General features: G+C 50.2%; 23 protein-coding genes and 1 other RNA gene. 4 read left to right on the top strand and 20 right to left on the bottom strand.

Annotation, left to right across the window (positions count from 1 at the left end):
* Positions 1 to 45: 45 nt before the first annotated feature.
* The 5 genes from KK083_RS05705 to KK083_RS05685 all read right to left on the bottom strand — a co-directional run bounded on the left by KK083_RS05705 (position 46) and on the right by KK083_RS05685 (position 3,799).
* The gene (locus KK083_RS05705; RefSeq protein WP_254161612.1) at positions 46 to 948 is read right to left on the bottom strand and encodes a DUF1349 domain-containing protein; all 903 of its coding nucleotides are present in this window, start codon (positions 946 to 948) and stop codon (positions 46 to 48) included.
* A gap of 206 nt (positions 949 to 1,154) precedes the next feature.
* Positions 1,155 to 2,474 carry a family 1 glycosylhydrolase gene (locus tag KK083_RS05700; RefSeq protein ID WP_254161610.1) on the bottom strand — a complete coding sequence of 440 codons (1,320 nt, stop codon included), beginning with the start codon at positions 2,472 to 2,474 and terminating at the stop codon, positions 1,155 to 1,157.
* Positions 2,475 to 2,530: 56 nt separating this feature from the next.
* Complete coding sequence (locus KK083_RS05695; RefSeq protein ID WP_254161608.1) at positions 2,531 to 2,959, bottom strand: hypothetical protein; 429 nt, start codon at positions 2,957 to 2,959, stop codon at positions 2,531 to 2,533.
* Between the two features lie 68 nt (positions 2,960 to 3,027).
* Entirely contained in the window at positions 3,028 to 3,378 is a 351-nt protein-coding gene (locus KK083_RS05690) for a hypothetical protein (protein WP_254161606.1), read from the bottom strand.
* A gap of 13 nt (positions 3,379 to 3,391) precedes the next feature.
* The gene (locus tag KK083_RS05685; protein ID WP_262899456.1) at positions 3,392 to 3,799 is read right to left on the bottom strand and encodes a winged helix-turn-helix transcriptional regulator; all 408 of its coding nucleotides are present in this window, start codon (positions 3,797 to 3,799) and stop codon (positions 3,392 to 3,394) included.
* Positions 3,800 to 3,886: 87 nt separating this feature from the next.
* On the opposite strand from KK083_RS05685, the gene KK083_RS05680 reads away from it, so the two are divergent.
* A complete protein-coding gene (locus KK083_RS05680) occupies positions 3,887 to 4,264 on the top strand; it encodes a nuclear transport factor 2 family protein (RefSeq protein ID WP_254161601.1) in 378 nt (125 codons plus the stop codon).
* 93 nt (positions 4,265 to 4,357) lie between these two features.
* On the opposite strand, the gene ssrA is transcribed toward KK083_RS05680, so the two are convergent.
* Positions 4,358 to 4,752: a transfer-messenger RNA gene (ssrA, locus tag KK083_RS05675) on the bottom strand.
* 219 nt (positions 4,753 to 4,971) lie between these two features.
* Between ssrA and dnaX the strand changes: the two genes are divergently transcribed.
* Positions 4,972 to 6,084: a DNA polymerase III subunit gamma/tau gene (dnaX, locus tag KK083_RS05670; protein ID WP_254161599.1), complete on the top strand. Its 1,113-nt coding sequence runs from the start codon at positions 4,972 to 4,974 to the stop codon at positions 6,082 to 6,084.
* A 257-nt stretch (positions 6,085 to 6,341) separates the two neighbouring features.
* Positions 6,342 to 6,707 (top strand): DUF8439 domain-containing protein, encoded by a 366-nt coding sequence (locus KK083_RS05665; RefSeq protein ID WP_254161597.1) that lies wholly within the window; start codon positions 6,342 to 6,344, stop codon positions 6,705 to 6,707.
* A gap of 181 nt (positions 6,708 to 6,888) precedes the next feature.
* On the opposite strand, the gene KK083_RS05660 is transcribed toward KK083_RS05665, so the two are convergent.
* The 7 genes from KK083_RS05660 to KK083_RS05630 form a co-directional block, all read right to left on the bottom strand.
* On the bottom strand, positions 6,889 to 7,350 hold the full coding sequence (locus tag KK083_RS05660) for a hypothetical protein (protein ID WP_254161595.1): 462 nt from the start codon (positions 7,348 to 7,350) through the stop codon (positions 6,889 to 6,891).
* A 117-nt stretch (positions 7,351 to 7,467) separates the two neighbouring features.
* Positions 7,468 to 9,018 (bottom strand): helicase HerA-like domain-containing protein, encoded by a 1,551-nt coding sequence (locus KK083_RS05655; RefSeq protein ID WP_254161593.1) that lies wholly within the window; start codon positions 9,016 to 9,018, stop codon positions 7,468 to 7,470.
* 81 nt (positions 9,019 to 9,099) lie between these two features.
* Positions 9,100 to 10,005, bottom strand: a complete 906-nt coding sequence (locus KK083_RS05650; RefSeq protein WP_254161591.1) for a DUF3078 domain-containing protein — start codon at positions 10,003 to 10,005, stop codon at positions 9,100 to 9,102.
* Between the two features lie 54 nt (positions 10,006 to 10,059).
* The gene (locus tag KK083_RS05645) at positions 10,060 to 10,473 is read right to left on the bottom strand and encodes a response regulator (protein ID WP_254161589.1); all 414 of its coding nucleotides are present in this window, start codon (positions 10,471 to 10,473) and stop codon (positions 10,060 to 10,062) included.
* Between the two features lie 135 nt (positions 10,474 to 10,608).
* The gene (locus KK083_RS05640; protein WP_254161587.1) at positions 10,609 to 12,477 is read right to left on the bottom strand and encodes a LysM peptidoglycan-binding domain-containing protein; all 1,869 of its coding nucleotides are present in this window, start codon (positions 12,475 to 12,477) and stop codon (positions 10,609 to 10,611) included.
* A gap of 13 nt (positions 12,478 to 12,490) precedes the next feature.
* On the bottom strand, positions 12,491 to 13,132 hold the full coding sequence (locus KK083_RS05635; RefSeq protein WP_254161585.1) for an O-methyltransferase: 642 nt from the start codon (positions 13,130 to 13,132) through the stop codon (positions 12,491 to 12,493).
* 74 nt (positions 13,133 to 13,206) lie between these two features.
* Positions 13,207 to 14,475: a M16 family metallopeptidase gene (locus KK083_RS05630; protein ID WP_254161583.1), complete on the bottom strand. Its 1,269-nt coding sequence runs from the start codon at positions 14,473 to 14,475 to the stop codon at positions 13,207 to 13,209.
* Positions 14,476 to 14,613: 138 nt separating this feature from the next.
* Between KK083_RS05630 and KK083_RS05625 the strand changes: the two genes are divergently transcribed.
* Positions 14,614 to 14,865, top strand: a complete 252-nt coding sequence (locus KK083_RS05625; protein ID WP_254161581.1) for a hypothetical protein — start codon at positions 14,614 to 14,616, stop codon at positions 14,863 to 14,865.
* A 40-nt stretch (positions 14,866 to 14,905) separates the two neighbouring features.
* On the opposite strand, the gene KK083_RS05620 is transcribed toward KK083_RS05625, so the two are convergent.
* The 7 genes from KK083_RS05620 to KK083_RS05590 form a co-directional block, all read right to left on the bottom strand.
* Positions 14,906 to 15,769: a nucleoside phosphorylase gene (locus tag KK083_RS05620; protein WP_254161579.1), complete on the bottom strand. Its 864-nt coding sequence runs from the start codon at positions 15,767 to 15,769 to the stop codon at positions 14,906 to 14,908.
* 9 nt (positions 15,770 to 15,778) lie between these two features.
* Complete coding sequence (locus KK083_RS05615; protein WP_254161753.1) at positions 15,779 to 16,417, bottom strand: NeuD/PglB/VioB family sugar acetyltransferase; 639 nt, start codon at positions 16,415 to 16,417, stop codon at positions 15,779 to 15,781.
* Between the two features lie 27 nt (positions 16,418 to 16,444).
* A complete protein-coding gene (locus tag KK083_RS05610; RefSeq protein WP_254161577.1) occupies positions 16,445 to 17,725 on the bottom strand; it encodes a hypothetical protein in 1,281 nt (426 codons plus the stop codon).
* Positions 17,722 to 19,008 carry a DUF2851 family protein gene (locus tag KK083_RS05605; protein ID WP_254161575.1) on the bottom strand — a complete coding sequence of 429 codons (1,287 nt, stop codon included), beginning with the start codon at positions 19,006 to 19,008 and terminating at the stop codon, positions 17,722 to 17,724. Before KK083_RS05605 ends, KK083_RS05610 begins: the two co-directional genes overlap by 4 nt.
* Positions 19,009 to 19,173: 165 nt before the next feature.
* Positions 19,174 to 19,992, bottom strand: a complete 819-nt coding sequence (gene pyrF / locus KK083_RS05600) for an orotidine-5'-phosphate decarboxylase (RefSeq protein WP_254161573.1) — start codon at positions 19,990 to 19,992, stop codon at positions 19,174 to 19,176.
* A gap of 223 nt (positions 19,993 to 20,215) precedes the next feature.
* Positions 20,216 to 20,857 (bottom strand): outer membrane lipoprotein periplasmic chaperone LolA1, encoded by a 642-nt coding sequence (lolA1, locus tag KK083_RS05595; RefSeq protein WP_254161571.1) that lies wholly within the window; start codon positions 20,855 to 20,857, stop codon positions 20,216 to 20,218.
* A gap of 29 nt (positions 20,858 to 20,886) precedes the next feature.
* The gene (locus tag KK083_RS05590; RefSeq protein ID WP_254161569.1) at positions 20,887 to 23,367 is read right to left on the bottom strand and encodes an FtsK/SpoIIIE family DNA translocase; all 2,481 of its coding nucleotides are present in this window, start codon (positions 23,365 to 23,367) and stop codon (positions 20,887 to 20,889) included.
* Positions 23,368 to 23,483 lie beyond the last annotated feature (116 nt).

The following is a 23,483-nucleotide window of genomic DNA, read 5'->3' as shown; positions in this document are numbered from 1 at the left end:
GTGTGATCAAGGTTACAATCTTTTATGGGCGGATAATTCCGACACTCAATCACCTAACAGCGAAAGAATTTCCTCATTGCTTACCGCGTGATCTGCCAGTGTATTCTTCGATACCTGGTTGAGCCAGGTCTGCCCCGGACTTCCTGCTACCTGAAAGCTCTGCCTCGTTTTTTTGAATGTTATAAAATCCACGGTAAGCCTGAAGTCGACTTTACCCAGATGATCGAATATTTCTGAATTGAACCTGAACGGGTCGCCCCAAAGTATATTGCCGGGAACGGCCATGCTGTTGGTGTAGGCATTGAACCCCACCTGCAGCACGGGTGGCCAGTCTGCTATATAAAACCTGTCTTGTACAGTCCATGCCTTGTCATTGTCATATTTCGTCAGCAATATGAACGCATGCCCTACACGCACTATTCGGAGGGTGATCCAGTCGGCCTTGGCATCCCTCAGCTTCAGGTTTGAACGGCTGTTGAGGGTATACTTCGTTTCCACAACCTGCTTGCCTGGCACTTCGGCAACGCCTGTGGTCATAAACAACCAGTTCTCATCCCTGGGAACCCAGTTGTCTTTTTTACTTTTTTTAGGCACCCGTACCATCAGGCCGCCGAGAGACCACGTGGTTTGAGCAACATCAGCAGTGAGCCCGGTTGCCTTAACACGCGCCCTTACATCAAAATCACCGTTCACTTCCTTGAACAGGAACGGGGCATTTTTATCGGCAAACCAGCCTGACGTTCCCGGCTCGATCACCAGGTTTCCATTGCTGATCTCTGTCTTGCGCACCTTGTCGGGCCATCCTTCCACCGAATGCAGCCACTTCCAGTTAGCCATGGTGGCCGGGCTGGAAAAGTCATCGTCGAGCGGGTCTGAAGCACCCTGCGAAAAGCTGCTGACACCCATACAATTCAAAACAAACAACACAACAACGGTTTTACATTTCATAGATCCCTGCATTAGATGATACGATTCATAACATGGATATAAGATCGGGAATGGCCCGCCAGTATTTCACTGGTCGGTACCCAAAGCTTACTCCGCCCAGGTAAAGTACGGGCAACCGGTGTCCCAACGATGGGCTGTTGCTTCGGAATATAGTGATGGGGGCGCGAAGTGTAGTGAAGCAGGTTTGAAATGTAGTCGTGACTCGCTCATTTATTGGATTCCTGTCCCGCCTTCAGCAGTGAATGCGTGCTTTGATCGTTGCGCGCTGCAACAGCGCTTCGTTTGATCTCCTGCGCACCGGGTTCAAACTTGTCAGGGTATTCGATGGGCATCACGAGGCAAATGCTTTGCAGTGGCAGCACTTCACGCCAGTCGTGAATAAGTTGCTGATAGGCCCTCCCTACGGGGCGGATGTTCCGGTTGAGGTCATACAGTCCCAATGGGTTCACGGTGCCGTTGTTTTGCCGAAGCGCGGTATCCCAGTCAACCTGGTCGGTTAACGAATACCAGGTAAAGCCAACGATGGGCACACCGTCATTCCTGACACGAAGTACGTTGGCCCACTCCTTCCACAACCAGTTTACGGACTCGTCACCACGGGCGCCTTCCCAGAAGTTGGTCTCCGTATGCATCACCGGAAGCTGGTATCGCTGATAGTACTGCAGGGTTATGGCGTAATATCCGAATACTTCACCCGCCGATTTGGTGGAACCGTCCTGGCAAACGCGGTGCTCATTGGTAATATAATAGTCATTACCCATCACACAATAACGTTTGAGGTTGTTGGAATGAAAGAAGTGATACTCCTCGCGCGTCATTCCGTTGTCCATGAGATATTCGTACATCTCGGATTCCACACGTTTGCCATAATTCAGGTCGAGCGAAAGAAACCGCCGCGCATTCATCAGCTCGGCGGGTTTGATGGCCCGGGGATTTTCGGCGTGAAAGTATTCTGTTGATTCACTTTGGATAAAAATGGCATCCGGCCTCACTTCGATGATCCTGCGCATAGCCAGCACATTGGCTTTGACAATATGTTTCAAAGCTGTAACGAACGATCTGTCGGTGGTAAGCTGCTCATTCCACCATCCGTAGTAGGCGGAAAAAAGTGCGCAGATATACATTTCGTTTACCGGCGTGTATAGCTGCACCCAGGGGTACCGTTTGGCAAAATCGGCCGCGTAGGTTGCAAACAATTCAGGGAAATCGGGGTTCTGAAAATTCCCAAGCCAATCGGGCAATCCGAAATGACAAAGGTCAACGATCGGGATGATCTTTCTTCTCCGCAGGTCGCCGAAAGTCTCATCTGCAAACGACCAGTCGTAGCGGCCAGGACTAAGAAATGTTTTGTGGATCGGAGGACCGTATCGCAGGAAGTGGATCTTCAGCTCCTGAACGAGCTCGAAATCAGTTTTCCAGTATTTGTAATGGCCGCATTTTTCGTACTCATCCACGCGAAACCGGCCGCCGTCAATGGTTGGATTGCTGTTCTCAATGCCGGTTGCAAACATGAATCTGTGCGCCATACCAGTGCCAATAACAAACCCATGCCCGGTGCAATAAGCAAGGGTGGTATTGCTGCCTATCTTATAAACGGCCCCGGATCGCGATAAATATTGGCCAGATAATTTTGCAGAGACTGCGGAGGATATATTTCGATGAAATCCACGCTGTCTTTGTGTGTAGAAACTGTAATACCTTGTTCAGCAAAAACTATTTGATTGGAAGTTTTCCCTGCCCTGGAGCGAACTGTTTCTTCGGTAGTGCTGGCAGCAATGCTTTTGAACTCAGTCCAGATCTTTTTTGCCAGGGCTTCATCCGAGATGTAGATCATTTTTAATTCACCGTCCTTGAAGTAGAGCCACTGGTTATTGCCAAGTTCGATCCGGTCCACGTCCGTAAGTTTTTTGTAACGAACGTTTTTGCTGATTTGACTATCCTGGATGTTATGCTGCGTGATGAACTGGTTATAACTCACACGAAAATATTCTCTGTATTCTTTTAAAGTCATAGTGGCGAATAATTTTAGCAAAGCCAAGCCTGCCCTCAATATAGAGAATTCTCAGTCACAAAAAAGCTTCACTCTTCTCCCGCAAAAAGACTCAATAACGCGCTCACCTTATCCTGATCCGCGGCCTCAACAAGATACAGCACATCCCCATTAACCGTCCATCGCGCATGCAGCAATTCAGGAAATGCATTTGCGCTGGCGATCTCATTGGCATCGAGGTAAGAATCTGCAAACACCACCACGATGGCAATGGATCGATCTTTCGTTACAAGCTTAGCCGCTCCACTGACAACATCTGCTCGTTTTAGCTTCTGCCAGTCGAACGGGATCTGCACCAGTTCCTCCTCAACGCGGTTCAGGAAATGTTCTGTTCGTTTGGCACTGGGGTGACTGACGTGCAGGCTGATAGCATTCTTCATACCGGCAAGTTAGCTATTTCACCTTTTGTTTTAAGGCCTCACTTAATTCCCGCACCACAGCCGATTTATCCTTTTTGATCTTCTGCCCAAGCTCTTTTCTTGGACAGTTCTTGTTATACTTTGCCCCCCAATCCATCAGCTCGATTATTATCGGTAGCAGGTCTGCGCCTTTCTGGGTGAGGCTATAGATGTATTTGGATTTATTCTCCGGCGATACGTTCTTCACCAGGATCTTCTCCTCTTCCAGAACAGTAAGCCGGCTCACAAGAATGTTCGTGGCGATCTTCTCTTCCGAATTTAAAAACTCGCTGTAAGACATTTTACCCCGCAGCATAACGTCTCTGATGATCAAAAGCGACCATTTGTCCCCAATCACATCAAGGGTACAGCTTATCGGGCAATCGGATCTTTGTTTGCTCATACAATACAAAGCTATTGCAAAATGCAATAACTTCCTATATTTGTACTTGCATTTTGCAACAACATCTAAACTAAAACTTCTTTATTTATGGAAAATCACGCACGCACAAAGCAACTCCTTGACACTTATTACAAGGGTTTCGCCGCAAAGGCCAATTGGGAAGACACCATTGCTGACGACTTTCAATATGTAGGCGGTGATATGAATAACACGCAGCCTGTAGTGGGCAAACAGGCATATGTTGAGATCATAAAACGCTTTTCACAAAGATTTCAATCGATGAGAGTTAAACAAATGATCATCGAAGGCGATAAGGCGAGTGTCATTGGGAACTATGACTTTCAGTTCCCGAACGGCCAGAAAATAAACGGGAACGTTTCAGAGAATTGGACGGTAAAAAACGGCAAGCTTCAATCCCTGACTTTATATTTCGACACATTAACTTTCATGACCAATTTAAAGTGAAGTTAACGGTCTATAATACAAAGTTGGTGGAGCGTAGGAATATTCTTGTTACGGAAATAAAAAGCCCACCGTTGGTTAACCAGCGGTGGGCGTGAGTGGAGCCGCAGAGAATCGAACTCTGGTCCAGAGAAGATAACACCGTACTTTCTACATGCTTAGTTGATTTTAATTGTCGGGAGCAGCAAGGCAATCAACAGCCTAAACTTCTCCTTAGTCACTGTGTCTTAGCCGCGTTTAGTAACCTCACACGGAGCAGTTTTGCTGAACGACACCGCTATACCAGCGCCCACAAAACAAAGGCACTGAGCGATGATGGCCGGGGAGCTCTTAGCTCGACCCTAAGCGTTAACTAACAATTAGTTAATTAAGCAGCCATGGCGTAGTTAGACTCGCCAAGTATGGTTTAGGACTATCTTTCAAGGCTCTCATCCCATGAGCCTGCATGCTTGCATACGTCATTACGCATCCTGTCAAAACCGGTCGGCCCCGTTATTAACAAAAAAGCAATTGACAATAGGCAAATTGACAACTGGGAGACAAATATAACGGGAATTTGGTTCCATTGGATGCAAGCCGACCACCGGCTGCAGAACATTCGTGCATCTTGCTTTCTCTCAGAACATTACGCAGAATTTCGAAAGACGGGGCCAAATTTATTGTCAACTGCATTCTTGTCAATTGTCAACTGAATTCTATCTTGCAGCCGCATGGATAGTTTTGTTGTCTCGGCGCGTAAATACAGACCCACAGGCTTTGATGAAGTGGTGGGACAGGAGCATATTACCACCACGCTCAAGAACGCCATTGACAACAACAAGCTTGCGCAGGCCCTTTTATTCTGCGGGCCGCGTGGTGTGGGCAAAACGACCTGTGCCAGGATCGTTGCCCGCCTGATCAACGGCTTCGAAGAAAAAGCCGAAACCAATTCGCTGAACATCTTCGAGCTCGATGCGGCGTCCAACAACTCCGTGGAAGATATCCGGAACCTGATCGACCAGGTCCGTTACCCTCCTCAGTTCGGAAAATTCAAGGTTTACATCATCGACGAAGTTCACATGCTCTCGAATGCAGCTTTCAATGCATTTCTGAAGACGCTGGAAGAACCGCCGTCATACGCCATCTTCATTCTGGCTACCACTGAAAAGCATAAAGTGATCCCTACGATCCTTTCGCGCTGCCAGATCTTTGATTTCAACCGCATCCAGATCAGCGACATTGCCAATCACCTGAAGAAGATCGCGCAGCATGAAGGTATCCCCGCTGAAGATGAAGCGTTGCACCTGATCTCCCAGAAAGCAGACGGTGCCCTGCGTGATGCGCTCTCCATCTTCGACCTGATGGTGACGTACTCGTCGGGTAAAGGTGTTACGTTCAAGTCAACGCTGGCCAACCTTCACATCCTTGACTACGATTATTACTTCAAGGTTATCGATTCGCTTTTATCACAGAACCATACCCAGCCGCTGCTGTTGTTCGATGAGATCCTGAAAAAGGGTTTTGACGGACACAATTTTATCGTCGGCCTCAGCGAGCACCTGCGCAACCTCCTCGTTTCGCAAGACGCCCGCACTGTTCAGCTGATGGAAGTGCCCGATAGCGTGAAGAAAAAATACGCCGAACAGGCACAGACCGCTCCTCCTTCGATGTTGCTCACCTGGCTGAACATCGCCAACCAGTGCGACATCAACTACAAGGCCAGCAAGAATCAGCGACTCTCCGCCGAGCTTGCCCTCATGAAGATGGCACATGTTGGCCACGTGCTCAACCTTCAGCAAAATGGTGCGTCTGCAGAACAGGCATTAAAAAAAAAATTAGTGTAACGCCTGAAAATCCTGAACAGGTCGCTGAAGATCAGCCTGTCATCATTAATGCTCCCGCGACCAATCCGGCTCCCCAGCCTCCTCCGCCACCACCTCCTCTACCGCCTGACACAAGAAAAGAAACACCGCCTGCACCGCCATCACAGGCACCCGCAAGCCAGGGCCAGAAGAGCGCACCTAAGACGCTGAAGCTGACCGACCTGCTCAAGACCGATCGCAAGCTCGAAGAGCAGAAGGCTGCAGAAGCAGAGCGGGTATTGAGCGAACCGTTCACGGAAGAGCAGCTGCGCGCCGCATGGGATGAGTTTGCCGCAACACGTAAAAAATATCAGGCAGAATTCCAGATGTTGTCTCAGCCTTATAAGCTGCTGGAAGGCAAGCACATTGTTGTGAGCCTGCTCAGCCCTGTGCATGAGACCATGCTTGCCGCCATTAAAATTGACCTTACCGCCTTCGTTCGCGAAAAGTTAAGGAACACTTCCATCCAGGTAAGCGGCGAGCTCGCCACCAGCGACGAAAAAAAGATCATCTACACCAACCGCGACAAATTCGATTACCTCGCAGAAAAGAACCCGATCCTGAAAGAGATGAAGGATCGACTTGGGTTGGATACCGATTTCTGAGTTGGTTACCAGTTGCCGGTTGCCAGTTACCAGTTCTTTTCGGGTTACGCTCAACGAGAATTGAAAACACAAATGTGAAAGCCGTGCCCGCTCCTAAACCGGCCATCCGGAAACCGGCAACTGGCAACGAGACTCTCCCAACTTTAAACTTTAAACTTTAAACTTTAAATTTTAACCAACCTCATTCCTCATCAGGCACAAAAAGTCCCCACCCATCGCCCTCCTTCGTAGTATCGATCTCAAACGACTGGATCCATTTCTTGAACAGGAGCCGGAAGGCTTCGATCTCGTCGCGCAACAGCTGGAGATAACGTTCGTCCTGCAGGTCGAGGTATTTGGCAGAAGAGGTTTGCGTGAGCAGGCTTCGCGCGTGGATCTTGATGATGGTGGCATTTTCCATCTTCAAAATATAATCGTCCATGGCTTCTGCGCCGGCGATCTTGGCGGGAATGATCATGGCATCCTCCAGCATGATCTGCCGGTGAATCTTCGCCGTATCTTCATCGTTGAAGGTATCGACGATCTGCTCGGTGAGATCGAGGATCTCGAGGGCCTTCTTGTAAATGGGCAATGCCTCAAGCTTCTTACGCTCCTCTTCAGGATCGTAGCCACCGTCGTCGTTGTCATCATCGTCTTCCCACATAATTCAAATTTTTATTTCCTGCCTGACGCAAAGCCGAACAGGTTCAAACAAATTAGCATTTGTCAGTGAAAAAAACCACGTTCCCGGTCACTATCAGGACTGTGACACTCTATCTTTTTAGAAGATACTTTTTCTGCGTGATGACCTTCTTCCTGTGGAAGTTCCGAATAAAAGACCAAAAACGCCCCGCACAAGCTCACGGCCTACCTGTTTGGCCACGGGCGACCCCATCACCTCCTCGAAAGTGGATTTCTCCTTCCGTCTTGATGTGGAGGTTTTCGCCGGCTTCTTTTCGGTTTCTTCTTCTTCCTCGCGGTGCTGTAGCAAGCGTTCTTCCAGCAGCTCAAAAGCGCTCTGCGGGTCAACCGCGTTGCTGTACTTGCCGAATATTTCCGATGCGCTCAGCAGGTCCTGGCATTGTTGCGCAGAGAGTGGTCCCATCACAGACGCGGGGGGCGCCAGGTGTGTTACCACAGTTTCAGTAGGGATGCCTTTTTCGTTCAGCACAGTGATGAACGCCTGGCCTGTTCCCAGCTGGGTAAATTGTTGTTCCATGTTATAGAACTGCGATGCCGGAAAAGTTTTGATGGTCTCTTTCAACGCTTTTACATCGTTAGGAGTGAAAGCGCGGATCACGTGGTGTACGCGGTTGCCGAGCTGCGAAAGCACGGTGGGTGGAACATCGGAGGTAAGTTGTGTACAAAAGAAAATGCCTACGCCTTTCGAGCGGATAAGCCTCACCACCTGCTCGATCTGGTCCATAAAAGCTTTCGAGGCATCTTTGAACAGGAGGTGCGCTTCGTCGAGGAAGAACACGAGCCGAGGTTTGTCAAGGTCGCCGGCTTCGGGAAGGGACTGATAGATCTCCGCCAGCAGCGCCAGCATGAACGTTGAGAACACGGCTGGCTGATGCTGGATGTCAGATACGTTCAAAAGACTGATCACCCCGCGGCCATCTACTTTGGTGAAAAGATCTTCAACTTCGAACGATGGCTCACCAAAAATATGGTCAACACCCTGCTGTTCCAGCGATACGATCTTGCGCAGGATGGTGCCGGCGGTAGCGCTGGAGATCTTTCCATAATCGGCCTTGATCTCTGCAGCCCCGGGGCCTTCTGTGAGGTAGTTCAGAACTTTTTTAAGGTCTTTGAAATCGACGATGGGAAGGTTCTTGTCGTCGGCGTATTTGAAGAGCACGTTCAGCACACCGGTCTGCACCTCGTTCAGCTCGAGGATCTTGCTCAGCAGCACGGGCCCGAATTCTGTGACCGTGGCCCGCATCTGGGCACCACCCTTGCCTGTCAGCGAATACAGCTCTACCGGAAATGCCGAGGGTTGATAGCTGATACCGAGCGCAGCTGCCCTTTCCCTGATCTGATCGCTTGCGGAGGCCTCCTTCGCCATACCAGAAAGATCGCCCTTCATATCGGGCATGAAGACAGGCACACCTGCCGCGGAAAGCTGTTCGGCAAGCAATTGCAATGTGCGTGTTTTTCCTGAGCCCGTTGCGCCCGTAACCAGGCCGTGGCGGTTCATCATGCGCAGGGCGAGGTTCACCTTTGCATCTGCCAGGATCTCGCCTTCGAGCACACCGGCGCCGAGATAAATGGAAGCGTTGTTAAAAGTGTATGACCGTGTAACGGCTTCTGTGAACTTGTTCTTATCCATAGAAGCCAAACTTAAGAAAAACTGCGCTGAATTTAAGAGGTTCTATGTTACCAGCTGCCGCCAAGCCCCGGGCCAGCGCGTTTACGGCTTCTTCGGTTCCTCGTAGTTCTGGAAATTGTATAAAAAACCCAGCGAGAACACCTGGCTCAACTGAACACCGAGGTCCTGGTCATAGTCGTACAGCAGAATGCCGCCAATGCTCACATTGATATACTTGTTCACTTTGGCCACAATGTCGAGGTCGATGCGGTGGTCTATGGTCTTCAGATCCAGCGTCTCGTAGTTAGCGTAGAGCAGGTAACGCCATTTCAGGTTCACATTGGGAGCGATCTCCTTGTTGAATTCGGCCAGCATCTGGAACGCGAGCCATTCGAAACGAGCAGTCTTGGTGGAGTCTACGCCATAGGGTTCAGGACCTACTGATTTTGTAAACCTTGTGGGGTCACGCACAATGGTAACGCGGGGCGCAAAGGGTGAGAAGCGCACTTTAAAATATTCCAGGGGATGATATTCCAAACCCCATGCAGACGTGATGAACGCCGGCGCGAACGAATCGGAGATCAGCTGGCTTGTGTTGTCATCGAGGTAATTATACCCCTTGGCAAACTGGGTGAGCAAATTAAGGGAGGTGAACAATCCCCAGTTCTTGCTCAGCTCATACCCGTATTTTGTGTCGAGGTAAAGGCGGTCAAGCGTTTTACGGTAGCCCTGGCCGGAGTTGTTGACGAAACCGAATGCCAGGTCGATCTCATTATCCCACGAGGCACGCTCGCGTTTATAATTGGCTTTGTAATTGAACAGGCTGTTGAACCCGATGGAATTGACACCCCCCGCCTTCCAGTTGGAGGAGAACGAGGCCTGGTTGAAGTTCACGGCAAAGTTGAGCTTCTTTTTCCAGATCAGCGAATCGGGGTTTTGGGCAATGGTGGCGAGAGGCATAAGCAGGGCCACAAGCAAAAATGCCCTCAGGGACATACTACGTTTCATATCATTGGTTTAAAAAATCCCTAAAAAAGGAATACCACACCAACCTATGAAGCCTCAGATGTTATTCAGTTTGATCTCGTCCAGCGCAACCTCAGTGAGGGGTTTGGTAATGAACTTGATGACGTGATTGTTGTTGACGATCTTATCGATGTCGCGTTTGTTATCGGAGCTGGACAGGATGATCACCTTGCATTTATTCCTGACGAGCTCATTGAACTTTTCAAATTCATAGAGAAATACAAAACCATCCACAATGGGCATATTGATATCCAGGAATATCAGGCTCGGCAGATTCTCCGAGGTATTTTGATTTTCGCGCAGATAGTCCAGGGCGGCCTTCCCTGATCCTTTTACTTCCACCCTTTTGGCAAACTTGGTGATCTCGATAATACGCTTGCTGATAAAATTATCAGTGTCGTTATCATCAACAAGCATCACTAAGTCTATTGCTTTTGTATCAGTTTGCATTAACGTTCAGTAAATCGGGACCTCTCACATTCGATCGCAAGCCACAAAAATATTCTTTTTTATAAAATATGGTAATGTGGTCGTGAAATTTGGGCGTCTCCGGGTAATAAAATCGTCATAAAACGCCAAAAAACTTCATTGGCGCTGTTGAATTTTCAATTTTTCACCCACGGCCAGCGAAAAGTCCTTCTTTTCATTCCAGTCCATGATCTCTTTTATGGTGACTCCATATTGGCGGGCAATGCTGTAAAGGGTGTCTGACGATTTCACTTCGTGCACTACTTCCGAGGCGGTTTTTGAAGGCGCCGGCGTATTTTTAACCGGTTGATTTTCAGTCAGCTTTAGCACCTGGCCCGGTTTAATGCCCTGCTGGAGGTCAAGGTCATTCCAATTCACGAGGTCCATCACGCCAATATTGTACATCCTGGCGATGGCATACAGGGTTTCTTTGGGCTGAACAGTATGCGTCGTTTTCCTCACCACCTGAACCGGTTCCGTGTTTTGAGGTCTGGGATCTGCCTCTGCCAGCACAGAAGTGTCTGTAATTACAGGCTCCTGTAATATTTTAACTGAATCTAATGGTTTCTGAACTGGCTCCTCGGGTTCTGTAAGCACTACTGTCTTCACCGGAGGGGTCACCCGCTCTGCCGGAAGCGTGACGGTGTCTTTATGCTGAACGGGCGCTTTTGTTTCTTCGGCCTGCCAGTTGAACACCTCTTCATTGGTAACACTGACGGCATTCTCAACCGGTTTTTGAACCGACTCGGACCTCGGCCTGGTAGAAGCCAGCCAAAGCATGGTACCCGCGGCTGCTTCTTCATCCGCCGAAAGGCGATTATACTTGCGCAGCTTTTTTAACTGCACGCCATAACGCTGGCTTACCGACCATAGATCCTCATCCGCGGCAAGCTTGTGAAAGTTCTCAACGGCCCTTACCCTTTTACGCGCCAGGAAATAGAATTGTCCCGGTATGAGCGGCTGATTTTCCGAAAGGTCATTCCACTTTAAGAACTTCGAGACCTCCACACCCGCGCGCGAGGCCAGCGCTTCGGCACTTTCTCCCTGCTGCGCCTGAACGGTTTGAATGCCGTTCACTTTTTTCCTGACGGCGATGGCAGAAACACCACTTGCCGGCGGCGTGATGCGCGGCTCAGGTTTACCAGCATGGCTTGCGATGGCGGAGGGAAGGGTGATTTCAGTTTTATTTCCAGTGGTGAGCGGCACCAGCACCACATACGTTCTGTCTGCCGGTACGGTACCTTTTTTACACCACTTGTTGTAGTTGCGCAGTTCTTCCTCATCCACCGAGATCTCTTTGGCCAGCGAGGCGAGCGATTTGCCATTGTTATTCTGGTAAGCGAGCACCTCCACCATACCTTTGCCTTTTACGCCGGGCTCATAGGCGATCTTGTGCGCCAGGAATTTTTTCACATACCAATAAGTATGGCTGTTGATCTCCATACGTGTGGCTCCGCTTTGGTTGTCTTTCACGGTTTTCATTACACCGCCCGCACCCATCTGGTAAGCCTGGAGGGCATATACCCAGTTGTCGAAGAAGGTATTGTTCTTTTTGATATACCGCGCGGCGGCCCGTGACGAGGCAACGATGTTGAGGCGCTCGTCGATCTCTTTATCCACCCGCAGGCCCATCTCGATGGCGGTAAAATCCTTGAACTGCCAGAAACCTACGGCATTGGAAGAAGACACGGCGTCTGCGATGAGCGCGCTTTCCTGCAGCGACAGATATTTGAAGTCGTCCGGTACCTGCTCTTCGGCGAAGACCTTCTCGATGATGGGGAAGTATGTTTTGGCCCGCTCGGCTTTGATGTTGTAGTGCCGGGGCGACTGCGTGAGGGCATCCACGTCTTTCTGGATCTCGCGCCGGGCATCGTCGCGGATCACCAGCGTAATGCCCGCGAATTCCATCTTGTGTGGTACTTGCGGGTTTTGCGCGGCTGCCGGAAAAAGGGCAGCAAAAAATAGCGCAGCAAATATCTTTATCATATAAAAAAATGTTCTACTGTCTGATCTTGCGCATCATTGTAATGCCATCGCGCACGGGCAACAACACATTTTCAACACGCGGGTCTCCGTCTACTTTCTTGTTAAAGTCGAGGATGGCCCTGGTGTCCTTGTCCGGTTTCTCATCCAGCACCTTGCCGCTCCATAATACATTGTCGGCCAGGATAATACCGCCCAAAGTTACGCTATCTATCACCAAATCGAAGTAGCGGGCGTAGTTTTCTTTGTCGGCGTCGATGAATACGATGTCAAACTTCTCTTTCAGCGTTGGAATGATCTGCAGGGCATTGCCGATCCGGTAGTCGATCCGTTCCGTCAGCCCGGCTTTCGCGATGTATGCACGCACCGTACCTTCGAGCTCTTCGTTGACATCGAGGGTGATGAGCTTCCCACCTGGCTGAAGACCCTCGGCAAGACAGAGGGCGGAATAACCGGTGTAGGTGCCGATCTCGAGGATACACTTCGGTTTCACCATGTGGCTGATCATGGACAACAGGCGGCCCTGCAAATGCCCCGACAACATCCGCGGCCGCATCACCTTGGCGTGTGTTTCGCGGTTGATGTGCTTCAGAAGCTCGCTTTCCTGTGACGTATGCTTTTCGGCATACTGCTGAATTTCATCGTCTATAATATCCATGCACTAATAGTTTCAAATTGAAAGTTTAAGGTTGAAAGTTACCCGGCTCAACTTGAAACCTGAAACTTCAAACTTTAAACTTCTTTCCCGTTGCTGCCGTGACCGTTCATTTTATCGGGTTCCATGATCAGGTAGCTGAATGTCTTTTCGTCGAAGATCTCCTGCGCGATATCTCTCAGCTTTAACGAATCGGTTTCGTCTATCTGATAATAGATCTCCTCCAAAGTAGGCACTCTGCCGAGATCCAGGACGCTTCGTCCCATCATCAGCATCAGGCTCAGGTTATTTTCTTCCGCCATCGCCAGCTGTCCTTTGATCTGCTCTTTGGCCGAATCGAGCTGGCGGCGTGTGAGTGGTTTTTCGCAAAAACGGTTCAGCTCCTTTTTCACCAGTGAAATGCAGCGGTCGAGCTGCTTGGGCTCGGTGCCGAAGAACACAGCGAACATTCCCGTGTCGGTATACGGGATGTAGTGCGCATCGATCGAATAAACAAATCCATACTTCTCGCGCAGCGCCAGGTTCAGTCGTGAGTTCATGCCCGGGCCACCGAGCATGTTGGCCAGGATAAAAAGCGGGATCCGGTTCTCATGCCGCATCGGGTAAGCGTCACGGCCGATAGCACACTTGGCTTGTTTGATAGTGCGTTTGAGGATCTGCTCGTTCGCTTTATATTTCCTGAATCCTTTTCTGCGCACCAGCGCTTTCCGCGTTACGATGCCTTCAAAATATTTGCGCGCCAGCCGCTCAACCTGGTCTACCGAAATGTTGCCCACACAAGAGAAAACGATCTTGTCGGTGCTGAGCGTATTTTTGAAGAACGAGAGGAAGTCGCGCTTGCGGAATGACTTTACCGTTTCAGGTTTTCCCAGGATGTTCATTCCCATGGGATGGTCCTTATAGACGATGGCTTCGAACTCATCCTGCAATGACTCATCCGGGCTATCGTGATACATGGCCATTTCTTCCAGGATCACACCGCGTTCTTTTTCGATCTGGTTCTCGGGGAAAACGGAGTGAAAGGTAATGTCACTCAATATGTCTACAGCCTTTTCAAAGTACTCGTCACGAACCGACGCGTAGAACACTACCTTCTCTTTATCAGTATAGGCGTTCAGCTCGCCGCCAACTGAATCGAGGCTGTTGATAATATTGAAAGACCTTCTGCGCCTGGTTCCTTTAAAGGCCATGTGCTCCCAGAAATGTGCTATCCCCTGGTTTTCGGTATTTTCATCCCGGCTGCCAACATCTACGATGATCCCGCAATGCACGATCTTGGTAGTGGCCAGGTGCTGGTGCACTACTTTGATCCCATTAGACAGCTTGAATACCTTAATATTTCTCATCTCTGCTAAGTTATAAATTACTGTTTCAACTGCGAACAGTTTTGACCGAAGACGGGCAAACCCATTGCCAGTATATCTCTCTTTTACGTATAATTAAGTGAAATCAAATGGCATAACTATTGCAAATTTCTTACCGCTATGAGTACACAAAGAGTAAAAACCTGCTTTACCATCACATTTAGTAACGAACAGTATGATCATGCCCGTTCCTATGTGGAGGATATGAAAAGGCACCGCAACCGGGTATACTGGCGCGGCAAAGAAGGCAAAACCGATGAGGAACTGGTCATTGAACAGATCGCTCACCGGATCCTTTCAGGCTTCTATAACGATGACCCCTTCACAGCTGGTAAACACATTATCCGTATGGATAGTGCCGTAAACGGTTAATTCAGGGGGTAATGGGGAGAATTTTACCCCTTCGCAAGGCTCAGATTCTCTCCAGCACTTTTTTAATAAGGGCATCCACGACCTTATTAGGGTCTTTGGAGAATTTGCCTTTTATCCGGTTGGCGATAATAGCATTAACGCTTAAGATCTCGTGTCCGAGGAGCCTTCCCATGGCATAATAACCGGCTGTTTCCATTTCAAAATTCGTGAGCCAGAAATCACTGCTTTTATTGTGGTAATAATTGAGATCCTCAAGCAGGCGGGGGTATTTGGGCGATAACCGCAGCTCCCGGCCCTGCGGTCCATAAAACCCAGGCGTAGTTACTGTGTTGCCCACGATCATATCTCCCGCGATCTGTTTTCTCAGTATTTCCGAGCCCTTCACAACATAGGGAACGAAGGGCAGACCTGTTTTTTTCTGGATGTCTTCACCGATGGCGCGTTCAAAATCATCCTGCTTCAGGTCGTAAAAATTCATCAGGTTATCTAACCCAACAGCATAGTCTGTTACCAGGTGTGAGCCGATGGGGATATCTTCCTGCAGGGCCCCTGACGTACCGATGCGGATGATGCGGAGCTTTTTCTTCCTGCTTTTAGGTTCGCGTGTTTTAAGGTCGATGTTCACGAGGGCGTCGAGCTCGGTGAGAAAGATCTCCACATTGTCTGTGCCCATGCCCGTGCTCATCACGGTAACTTTCTTGCCGCGATAAGTGCCCACGTGTGTGATGAACTCGCGTTTGTTCATTTCAAACTCGATATCATCGAAATGTTCGCTGACGCGGTACACCCTGTTGGGATCTCCTACAGTAATGATGGTATCGGAGATCTGCTTCGGCAGCAGGCTCAGATGGTAGACGCTCCCATCTTCATTCAGGATCAGGTCGGCTTCAGATATCTTCGCCATGCGAGCATGTCAGGCATTAACCTTTTCAGCGGGATTTCCGAACACCGTTTCACCAGCTTTTACGGGAGCGATCACTACGGACCCTGCTCCCACCCTGGCACCCTTACCGATGGTAAGTCCCGAAACAATAACAACACCCGAACCGATGAAGGCTTCTTCTTCGACAGTCACGCCAGGATTGATAATGCTGCCGGCACCGATCTGTACAAAATCCGCTACCCGCACTTCGGCGCCAAGCACAACGTTGGCATGCACCAGGCAGTGATTGCCGATCTCGACACCGGCACCAGCCTTGACACCCACATCTATAAAATTGCCGTGGCCCATGGTGGCAGAGCTGGCCAGCAGCGCATTTTTGTGAATTGCATTTACCGGTTGAACATGGCGCACTTCCTGGATCATCTTCACCAGGTTTTTCCGCACCTTGTTGTCATCAACGGCAACAAACGCCTCGCACTTCTTGCCGATCAGCTTCAGGTAGCCGTCATCATCGGTAGCGCCGAGCACAGTAACATTATCGATCTCTGTGGCGTGGAGATTCTTGTTATCATCGAGGAAACCATAGACAACGTTACCGTTACCTTCAAAAATTTCCTTCGCCGCCCTACCCAGGAAGCTCGCGCCAAAAATGATCACAGGATTATCCATAATATGAGGTATCACGCAAAGGTAGATTTACCTTTTAAACAGAACAAGGCGATTAAATGAACTTTGCAGAATTCTTAGCACCGGGGGCGAACAAAGCAACAGAAATACGAAATAAGGAATGTACCCGCACCTGTATCGCGACAAAGTGCCGAAATTGGGAGTGGAAAGGGTGATAAAAACACAAAGCAACAGGATATACATTCCGGCGCTGAATACCAGCATTCGATGAGGAGATCTTCGGTGAGCCCAGGCTGAAGACAAGGCGATGCAGAACAACACGAACAGGAACAGGTTTTCAACCGCCGCGGCCATCTGAAGCACGTTGTGCGCTTCCCACAAGAACGGACGGAACAATCCGGAAAAAAGAGCCCAGGGAGCGTTGGCCACCATGCTGCCGGCGCCAGGAGAAAGTGTGCTGAAACGGATCAGGTCTTCCGAGGAAGAAATTTTACTGTAAGCATGGTAGTTCTCAACAATAACAGTGAAGATCCTGTCGGGATGAAAGTTCGGGCGCGACGCCATCACAATGCCAAGCGGTATGATAAAGACCACCAGCCAGACCAGCACTTGTGTGCCGAAGCGCGCGGGTCTGAGCACACGGGCCGCTACCTTATAAAGAAGGCCGGCTACGGCAACAGCAAAGAAGATCGCCGCAAAATAATACTTAAGGTTCCAAAGGATCCACGCAGCCAGCAATAGCACCAGCCATTGATAAACCGCCACTTTTTCACCGAACCAAAGTTTCAGGAAAATCCCAGTTAGGAAAAACAACGCTGCCAGGGCCAGGCTTTCCTTGATCACGCCCGAGCTCCAGAACACAGCAGAGGGAACGAACAGGAATGCCATGGAAGCTGCCGGCACCAGGGCAGGAAGCCGCAAGCCGATCTGCCGCACCAGGAACCATGCACCTAAAAAGGAGAGAAAGGAAAAATACAGCGCAATCGTCCAATAGTTGTTAAAGCAAACCAGGCTGAAAAGGCTGACGAGCTTGACCATGAACAGGGCCCGCGGCTCATTGGTCTGCAGCACAGGCCACGGTTGGGCTGGCTGCGACGTCCAGAGAAACTTCAGGTACGCGCCCGGATCATGCTTTGCCACGGCGGCCAGGGCCGCGCCATCCTGGGCGTATGCCAGGGTATCGCCCACGCCGTAATACAGCCAGTACACCAACCCCAGGGCTATACCAGAAATCAGCCTCACGGTGAGTGCTGGCCAGAAAACGCGTTGCAGGCCCGGTTCCTGCAGGCTGATGCGGTACGCGATCCAACCGATCAATAACATGTGGAGCAGCAGGGTGAAGACCGTCATGCGTGTGAAGGCTGAATGATGGAAAAGCCAATGTTACAGTCGAGGCATCTGCGTTTGAGACAGAAGCTATTGTGCAGCTCGATGAGCGCCTGCGAGTCGCCGGCAGAGGTGCTTTTGATGCCGAGCGCCTTCCAGCTCCTGATAATGGCATTGTCTTCGGTAGCCACCTGCTGGAGTATCTCCACGGCACGGTCAACAAGATCCTGCTCGTCTTTTTCTTTGCCATGCGCCACCAGCAACGGAACCACCGTGTTGATGATGATGTTGTCGATGCTCATGGTTCCCATAGACGGAACGGCTTCACTCACCGGTTTAAAGAACTGGTAATGATGCTGCCAGTATGAAGATTGTGCCACCGAGAAGAGGGCATGAAGGTCTGAATAAGAGGCAGCCTCCACTAACTGCGAAAAGATGTTCTTACGGTTGCCGATGAGCGCACTGAGCTGGGCAAGCCGGAGCGTAGGAAAATTGGCTGGTCTCAATCGCATGAATTTCCATTGCGCCCTGTTGAGGCGGCTTGTGTAAAGATTGAATTTTTTTCCCAGCAGCGCATACTCGCGCTTCAATAAAAGAAAATAATCGTCTTCGCCGCCACCATCCAGAAAACCGGCCTGTCCGAAGATCATAGCCTCCACCTGCACGGGCTGGTCGGCGTGCTTGAGCAACACCTTATACGGCAACGACTGCGCCAATTGCTCAAAGGGCTCAGCATTTACCTTAAAGCCAAAGTTCTTACAAAGCATCTGGTAAGTGGTTTCGTCCCAGTCGTTGTTGTTGCGGGCCAACGTGGCTTGAATGCGTGTAGCCTTTGCCTCGAGCCGCTGCATCAGGGCCTTGTCAAGCATGGAGAGCTGTGTGAGCGAAGCAATTCCTGGAAGAAAAGGCGCGCAGGGGATCTGCTGCGGATCGTTGACAAGCTTGCGGTATTGCAGCAGCAGCTTTTCACTGACCCTGTGCTTCAGCTCGATGGTGGGCAGCAATGAATGATCACTTCTTCTGATCTTCTTATCTTCATTCCATACTACATGAAGGATCACATTCTCGTACGCATCATCCTCATCGTGCCGGTGGTCGGTCCATCCAGAAGATTGGATATGGATCTCGGCGCTGCCTGCCCAGTCGATGCCACCGATCCTGACCTTGGCGTTGAAAAAATCCGGTCCGGCATGCGTGTTCCTGTATCCGGCGTTGAAGACAGACACCGGATCTCCATCGGTGGTGCGCAGGTCAGTTTTATCGAAATACTGAAACTGCCAGACGTAGTGAAGAAAAGCTTCGGTCATGGAATTTACGATTTCAGATTGACGACGGATAGTGCGTTTAACCCTTTGAGGGTTGTTCACGAGGTATGCTTGATAACATAGCGCACCAACTCCTGAAAAGCCCTCAAAGGGTTATTCAGCGACAGCCTCGACTGCTTCGTTAGTAAATATAATGCGTAGAAAGGCTTACAGGTACTGGTCGAGGCACTGCTTCATCACATCGTTCACCTTCCGTGCTTCTTCTTCCGCTTTCCGGGAGAAGTCGGTTCCTGAAGAAGCATAAATAATGGCGCGTGCGGAGTTTACCAGCAGTCCGCACTGTTTATTCATCCCATATTTGGATACAAGCTCGAGGTCACCGCCCTGCGCACCCACACCGGGCACCAGGAAAAAATGGTCGGGTACCAGCGCGCGGATGCTTTCGACCTTCTCGGCCTGTGTTGCACCTACAACGTACATCAGCTGGTCCGTTGATCCCCACTCCTTCGACTTCAGGATCACCTCTTCATACAGCTTTCTACCCGTCACCCGGGATTCCATCAGCTGAAAATCGCTGGCGCCGGGGTTGGAGGTATGGGCCAGCAGGATCACCCACTTGTCCTTGAACTTCAGGAACGGTTTCACAGAGTCTTCGCCCATGTACGGAGCAACCGTCACAGAGTCGAAATCCATCTGCTCGAAAAAAGCTTTGGCATATAGCGAGGAGGTGTTGCCAATGTCTCCGCGTTTTGCATCGGCGATGGTAAAAATATCGTCGGGAATATACTCAAGTGTTTTTTGCAGGCTCTCCCACCCTTTCGGCCCGAGCGCTTCATAAAAGGCGATGTTGGGTTTGTAAGCAACACAGAGCTTGTGGGTGGCATCGATGATCTGCTTGTTGAACTCAAAAACGGGATCGTGCAACGAACGCAGGTGGGCAGGGATTTTTTCAAGGTCGGTATCAAGACCGATGCAGAGGTAGGATTGTTTTTTCCGGATCTGACCGAAGAGCTGCTGGGAATTCATGCTTGCAAAAATAGTCGATGGGGTTTAACCGACGATGGCTGCAGCGAGGAAAATGTGGTGTGAATCCAGTCCACGGTCGACGGACCACAGTCCACGGCATGTCGTGTAAATGAGGCATTTTGCCTGCTGTTCATACGTCCCGATAGCTATCGGAATACGAAGTACGGACAGCTGACCTCACACGCTTCGCTGTGGACCGTCGACTGTGGTCTGTGGACTATATTTATCTCAGGTCGATCACTTCAACCCCGGGATATTTCTTCGGGTCGAAGGTAAAATAACTGTCAGCCGGGTTGGCGTTGGCGTTGAACTTGGTGAGCGTGTATTTATAACGGTTGCCACTCTTATCGAACATGGTGAAGCTCTGAACGCTTTTGTCTTTTTTGCTGATGAACATCTTGATCTTGAAATACTGGGCGTCCTTCTTCTCGGGCACCAGGTCAATTTCCTCGCAGAGAACACCGCCTTCTGTTTTATCCTGCAGGTAGAGATACTTGTATCCCTTTTTGTAGGTCTCGTAGATCTTCGAAGGATTGATCTCGTCGGAGTTGGGATCGTAGCTGTCGATGTTCACTTCCTTGGCTTCGGGCAGGTAGGTCCATACCGTGGTGCCGTTGTTGATCACCTCCTGCTCGGGCAGCACCAGCCTGTACTTGTCACCTTTCACGGTGATCTTACCTTTGAACTCTTCGTTTACTTTTTCGGTATCATTGGTCAGGGTGTAGGCGAGGTTGGCCTCAAAAGCGGGGATGCTCTTGTATTTTTTGCTCATGGCATCGAGTGTTTCCAGCGCCCGGGCGTCGTACTGGGCGAAGGTCATTTTAACGAAAACCAATAAAGCGATAGCTAAAAACAATTTTTTCATTATTCTGATGACTTAATTTTTATGCAAAGTTAAGACTGACTGTGCTTTTCCCGCAAACTACTCAATAATTGTTCCAAACTGAGCTCGTCCTTGATTAAAACTTCACGGGCCTTACTTCCTTCAAAAGGGCCAACAACGCCGGCCGCTTCGAGCTGATCAATGAGCCTTCCGGCCCGGTTATAACCCAGCTTCAGCTTGCGCTGGATCAGCGAGGTGCTTCCCTGCTGGTGCATCACAATAAGCTTGGCGGCATCTTCAAACAAGGCATCGCGATCCGAAAGATCGATCTCGTTTACGCCTCCCTCATCGTCACCTTCATACTCCGGAAGCATGTAAGCAGTATCATAACCACGCTGAGAGCCGATGAAATCGCAGACCTTTTCTATTTCAGGAGTATCTACAAAGGGACACTGAAGACGGATCACATCAGATCCCGATGAAAGCAGCATGTCGCCCTGGCCCACAAGCTGATCGGCGCCGCCGGCATCGAGGATGGTACGGGAGTCGACTTTGGAGGTCACCCTGAACGACAGACGGGCGGGGAAGTTGGCTTTGATCACACCGGTGATAACGTTCACGGAAGGGCGCTGGGTAGCCACCACCAGGTGAATGCCGATGGCACGGGCAAGCTGCGCCAGGCGGGCGATGGGTGTTTCCACTTCCTTGCCAGCGGTCATCATCAGGTCTGCAAGCTCGTCGATCACCAGCACGATGTAAGGCAAAAAGCGGTGGCCTTCTTTCGGGTTCAGCTTGCGCGCCACAAACTTGGCGTTGTATTCTTTCAGGTTGCGGGCACCGGCATCTTTCAATATCTCGTAGCGGTTCTCCATCTCTATACAGAGTGAGTTGAGGGTATGAACCACTTTTCTGGTATCGGTGATGATGGCTTCTTCGCTGTTGGGCAGTTTGGCCAGGTAATGCCGCTCCAGGGTACTGTACAGCGACATTTCCACCTTCTTCGGGTCTACCAGCACAAACTTGAGCTGCGAAGGGTGCCGCTTATAAATAAGAGAGGTCAGGATCACGTTCAGGCCCACAGACTTACCCTGGCCCGTAGCACCCGCCACCAGCAGGTGAGGCATTTTGGCAAGGTCGATGATAAGGCCTTCGTTTGAAATGGTCTTGCCCAGCGCAATGGGCAGTTCCTTGTCTGTTTTTGCAAAAGACGGCGTATTGAACATAGAGCGGATGCTCACCATCTCGCGGTTCTTGTTCGGCACTTCTATACCGATGGTGCCCTTGCCAGGGATGGGCGCGATGATACGGATGCCCAACGCTGACAAGCTCAGGGCGATATCGTCTTCCAGGTTCTTGATACGCGAGATCTTGATACCGGCATCCGGAACGATCTCGTAAAGGGTTACGGTAGGGCCGATGGTAGCTTTGATGCTCTGGATGCCAATCTTGAAATTGACGAGCGTGGCTACGATCTTGTCTTTGTTCTGGTTCAGCTCTTCCTGGCTTACCCCCGCCTTGCCACCGTCATATTCGTTCAATAGCTCGATGGGTGGAAATTTAAAACTGCTGAGCTCCAGCGTGGGGTCATACACGCCCTGCTCTTCCACAAGCTGTTCGGCAAGCTTATCGGTATCTACAACTGGTTCTTCAACCGTAAACGTGGGTTCAGCTTTGACCTCTTTTTTAACTGGTTTTTCAATTTCAAGCTTCAGCTCCTGTACCCCGGCGGCAACGGGCTCCGGCACAATGTCAGGTATTTTGGCGGCGATCACCGGCTCAGGGATGATCTCACCTCCTTTCACGATCTCCGGCCAGTTGTCTTTCTCGTCGTTATAAGCCGAGAAGAGCGGATCTTCTCCCTGCTTCGGATCCTCATCGCTTACAATGGCATCGGTGCCCATCGGTTTGGGGTCCTTCGGCTGGAAAGCGGGGATGGCCGTGATGTTGAAGTAAAAGATGATGAATATAAACAAGCTCAGGATCAGGATGAGGAACGTGCCCCAGCCAAACATGCCTTCGCTGAGCACAGCAAGCTGATAACCAAGGCCTCCGCCCAAGAAGCTCCATTCGCTGGTGCCATCATTGACCAGCGTCATGTATCCGAGGAGCAGGCAGAGCCACAGGCCAGAAAAAATGGAGAAGAGGCTAAAGGAAAATACCCGGAGCAGCTCGCGGCTGAACACAAGTTTAAATCCGATGACGAACAGCAGCGGCGGAATAAAGAAAGCGGCGATACCGAACCACTCGAAGATGAAATAATGCGACGTAACAGCGCCGTACAGCCCCAGCCAGTTCTCGGTTTCGCGGCCCGACTCCATCAACGATGAGTCAGACAACGCCTGTACAACGCTCTGGTCGGCTTTTCCTGTGAACAGATAGGATAAAAGTGCAAGGAAGAGATACAACCCCGCGATCATCAGGAAGAATCCACCCGCCAGCTTCAGCCGCGGATCTTTTAAAAACTCGAAATTGAATTTTGACTTAGACGACTTCCCCCGCTTCTCTTTCTCAGACTTTTTGAAGGTGTTAGACTTGTAGGTGTTTTGTGCCATACACTGCGTGCAAAACTAAATAAAAACATTGGAATACGCCCCCCTATAACGCATTTTCCGGCAGAAATTGTCTGACGGGAAAGTTACCGGTTTACCGGTAACAGTTTAAAGTTTAA

Source organism: Chryseosolibacter histidinae, from assembly GCF_018598225.1.
Lineage (GTDB): Bacteria > Bacteroidota > Bacteroidia > Cytophagales > Cyclobacteriaceae > Chryseosolibacter > Chryseosolibacter histidini.
The sequence above is the reverse complement of the archived record's forward strand: the minus strand, read 5'-3'. Positions and strand labels throughout refer to the sequence as shown.

Coding starts and splice junctions, on each gene's coding strand:
- KK083_RS05610 (WP_254161577.1), bottom strand. CDS start 17,725: ATGACGGTCTTCACCCTGCTGCTCCACATGTTATTGATCGGTTGGATC.
- KK083_RS05695 (WP_254161608.1), bottom strand. CDS start 2,959: ATGACTTTAAAAGAATACAGAGAATATTTTCGTGTGAGTTATAACCAG.
- KK083_RS05615 (WP_254161753.1), bottom strand. CDS start 16,417: ATGGATAATCCTGTGATCATTTTTGGCGCGAGCTTCCTGGGTAGGGCG.
- KK083_RS05630 (WP_254161583.1), bottom strand. CDS start 14,475: ATGAGAAATATTAAGGTATTCAAGCTGTCTAATGGGATCAAAGTAGTG.
- KK083_RS05620 (WP_254161579.1), bottom strand. CDS start 15,769: ATGGCGAAGATATCTGAAGCCGACCTGATCCTGAATGAAGATGGGAGC.
- KK083_RS05660 (WP_254161595.1), bottom strand. CDS start 7,350: ATGTGGGAAGACGATGATGACAACGACGACGGTGGCTACGATCCTGAA.
- KK083_RS05705 (WP_254161612.1), bottom strand. CDS start 948: ATGAAATGTAAAACCGTTGTTGTGTTGTTTGTTTTGAATTGTATGGGT.
- KK083_RS05655 (WP_254161593.1), bottom strand. CDS start 9,018: ATGGATAAGAACAAGTTCACAGAAGCCGTTACACGGTCATACACTTTT.
- pyrF (WP_254161573.1), bottom strand. CDS start 19,992: ATGAATTCCCAGCAGCTCTTCGGTCAGATCCGGAAAAAACAATCCTAC.
- lolA1 (WP_254161571.1), bottom strand. CDS start 20,857: ATGAAAAAATTGTTTTTAGCTATCGCTTTATTGGTTTTCGTTAAAATG.
- KK083_RS05625 (WP_254161581.1), top strand. CDS start 14,614: ATGAGTACACAAAGAGTAAAAACCTGCTTTACCATCACATTTAGTAAC.
- KK083_RS05645 (WP_254161589.1), bottom strand. CDS start 10,473: ATGCAAACTGATACAAAAGCAATAGACTTAGTGATGCTTGTTGATGAT.
- dnaX (WP_254161599.1), top strand. CDS start 4,972: ATGGATAGTTTTGTTGTCTCGGCGCGTAAATACAGACCCACAGGCTTT.
- KK083_RS05685 (WP_262899456.1), bottom strand. CDS start 3,799: ATGAGCAAACAAAGATCCGATTGCCCGATAAGCTGTACCCTTGATGTG.
- KK083_RS05700 (WP_254161610.1), bottom strand. CDS start 2,474: ATGGCGCACAGATTCATGTTTGCAACCGGCATTGAGAACAGCAATCCA.
- KK083_RS05650 (WP_254161591.1), bottom strand. CDS start 10,005: ATGAAACGTAGTATGTCCCTGAGGGCATTTTTGCTTGTGGCCCTGCTT.
- KK083_RS05680 (WP_254161601.1), top strand. CDS start 3,887: ATGGAAAATCACGCACGCACAAAGCAACTCCTTGACACTTATTACAAG.
- KK083_RS05635 (WP_254161585.1), bottom strand. CDS start 13,132: ATGGATATTATAGACGATGAAATTCAGCAGTATGCCGAAAAGCATACG.
- KK083_RS05590 (WP_254161569.1), bottom strand. CDS start 23,367: ATGGCACAAAACACCTACAAGTCTAACACCTTCAAAAAGTCTGAGAAA.
- KK083_RS05640 (WP_254161587.1), bottom strand. CDS start 12,477: ATGATAAAGATATTTGCTGCGCTATTTTTTGCTGCCCTTTTTCCGGCA.
- KK083_RS05690 (WP_254161606.1), bottom strand. CDS start 3,378: ATGAAGAATGCTATCAGCCTGCACGTCAGTCACCCCAGTGCCAAACGA.
- KK083_RS05605 (WP_254161575.1), bottom strand. CDS start 19,008: ATGACCGAAGCTTTTCTTCACTACGTCTGGCAGTTTCAGTATTTCGAT.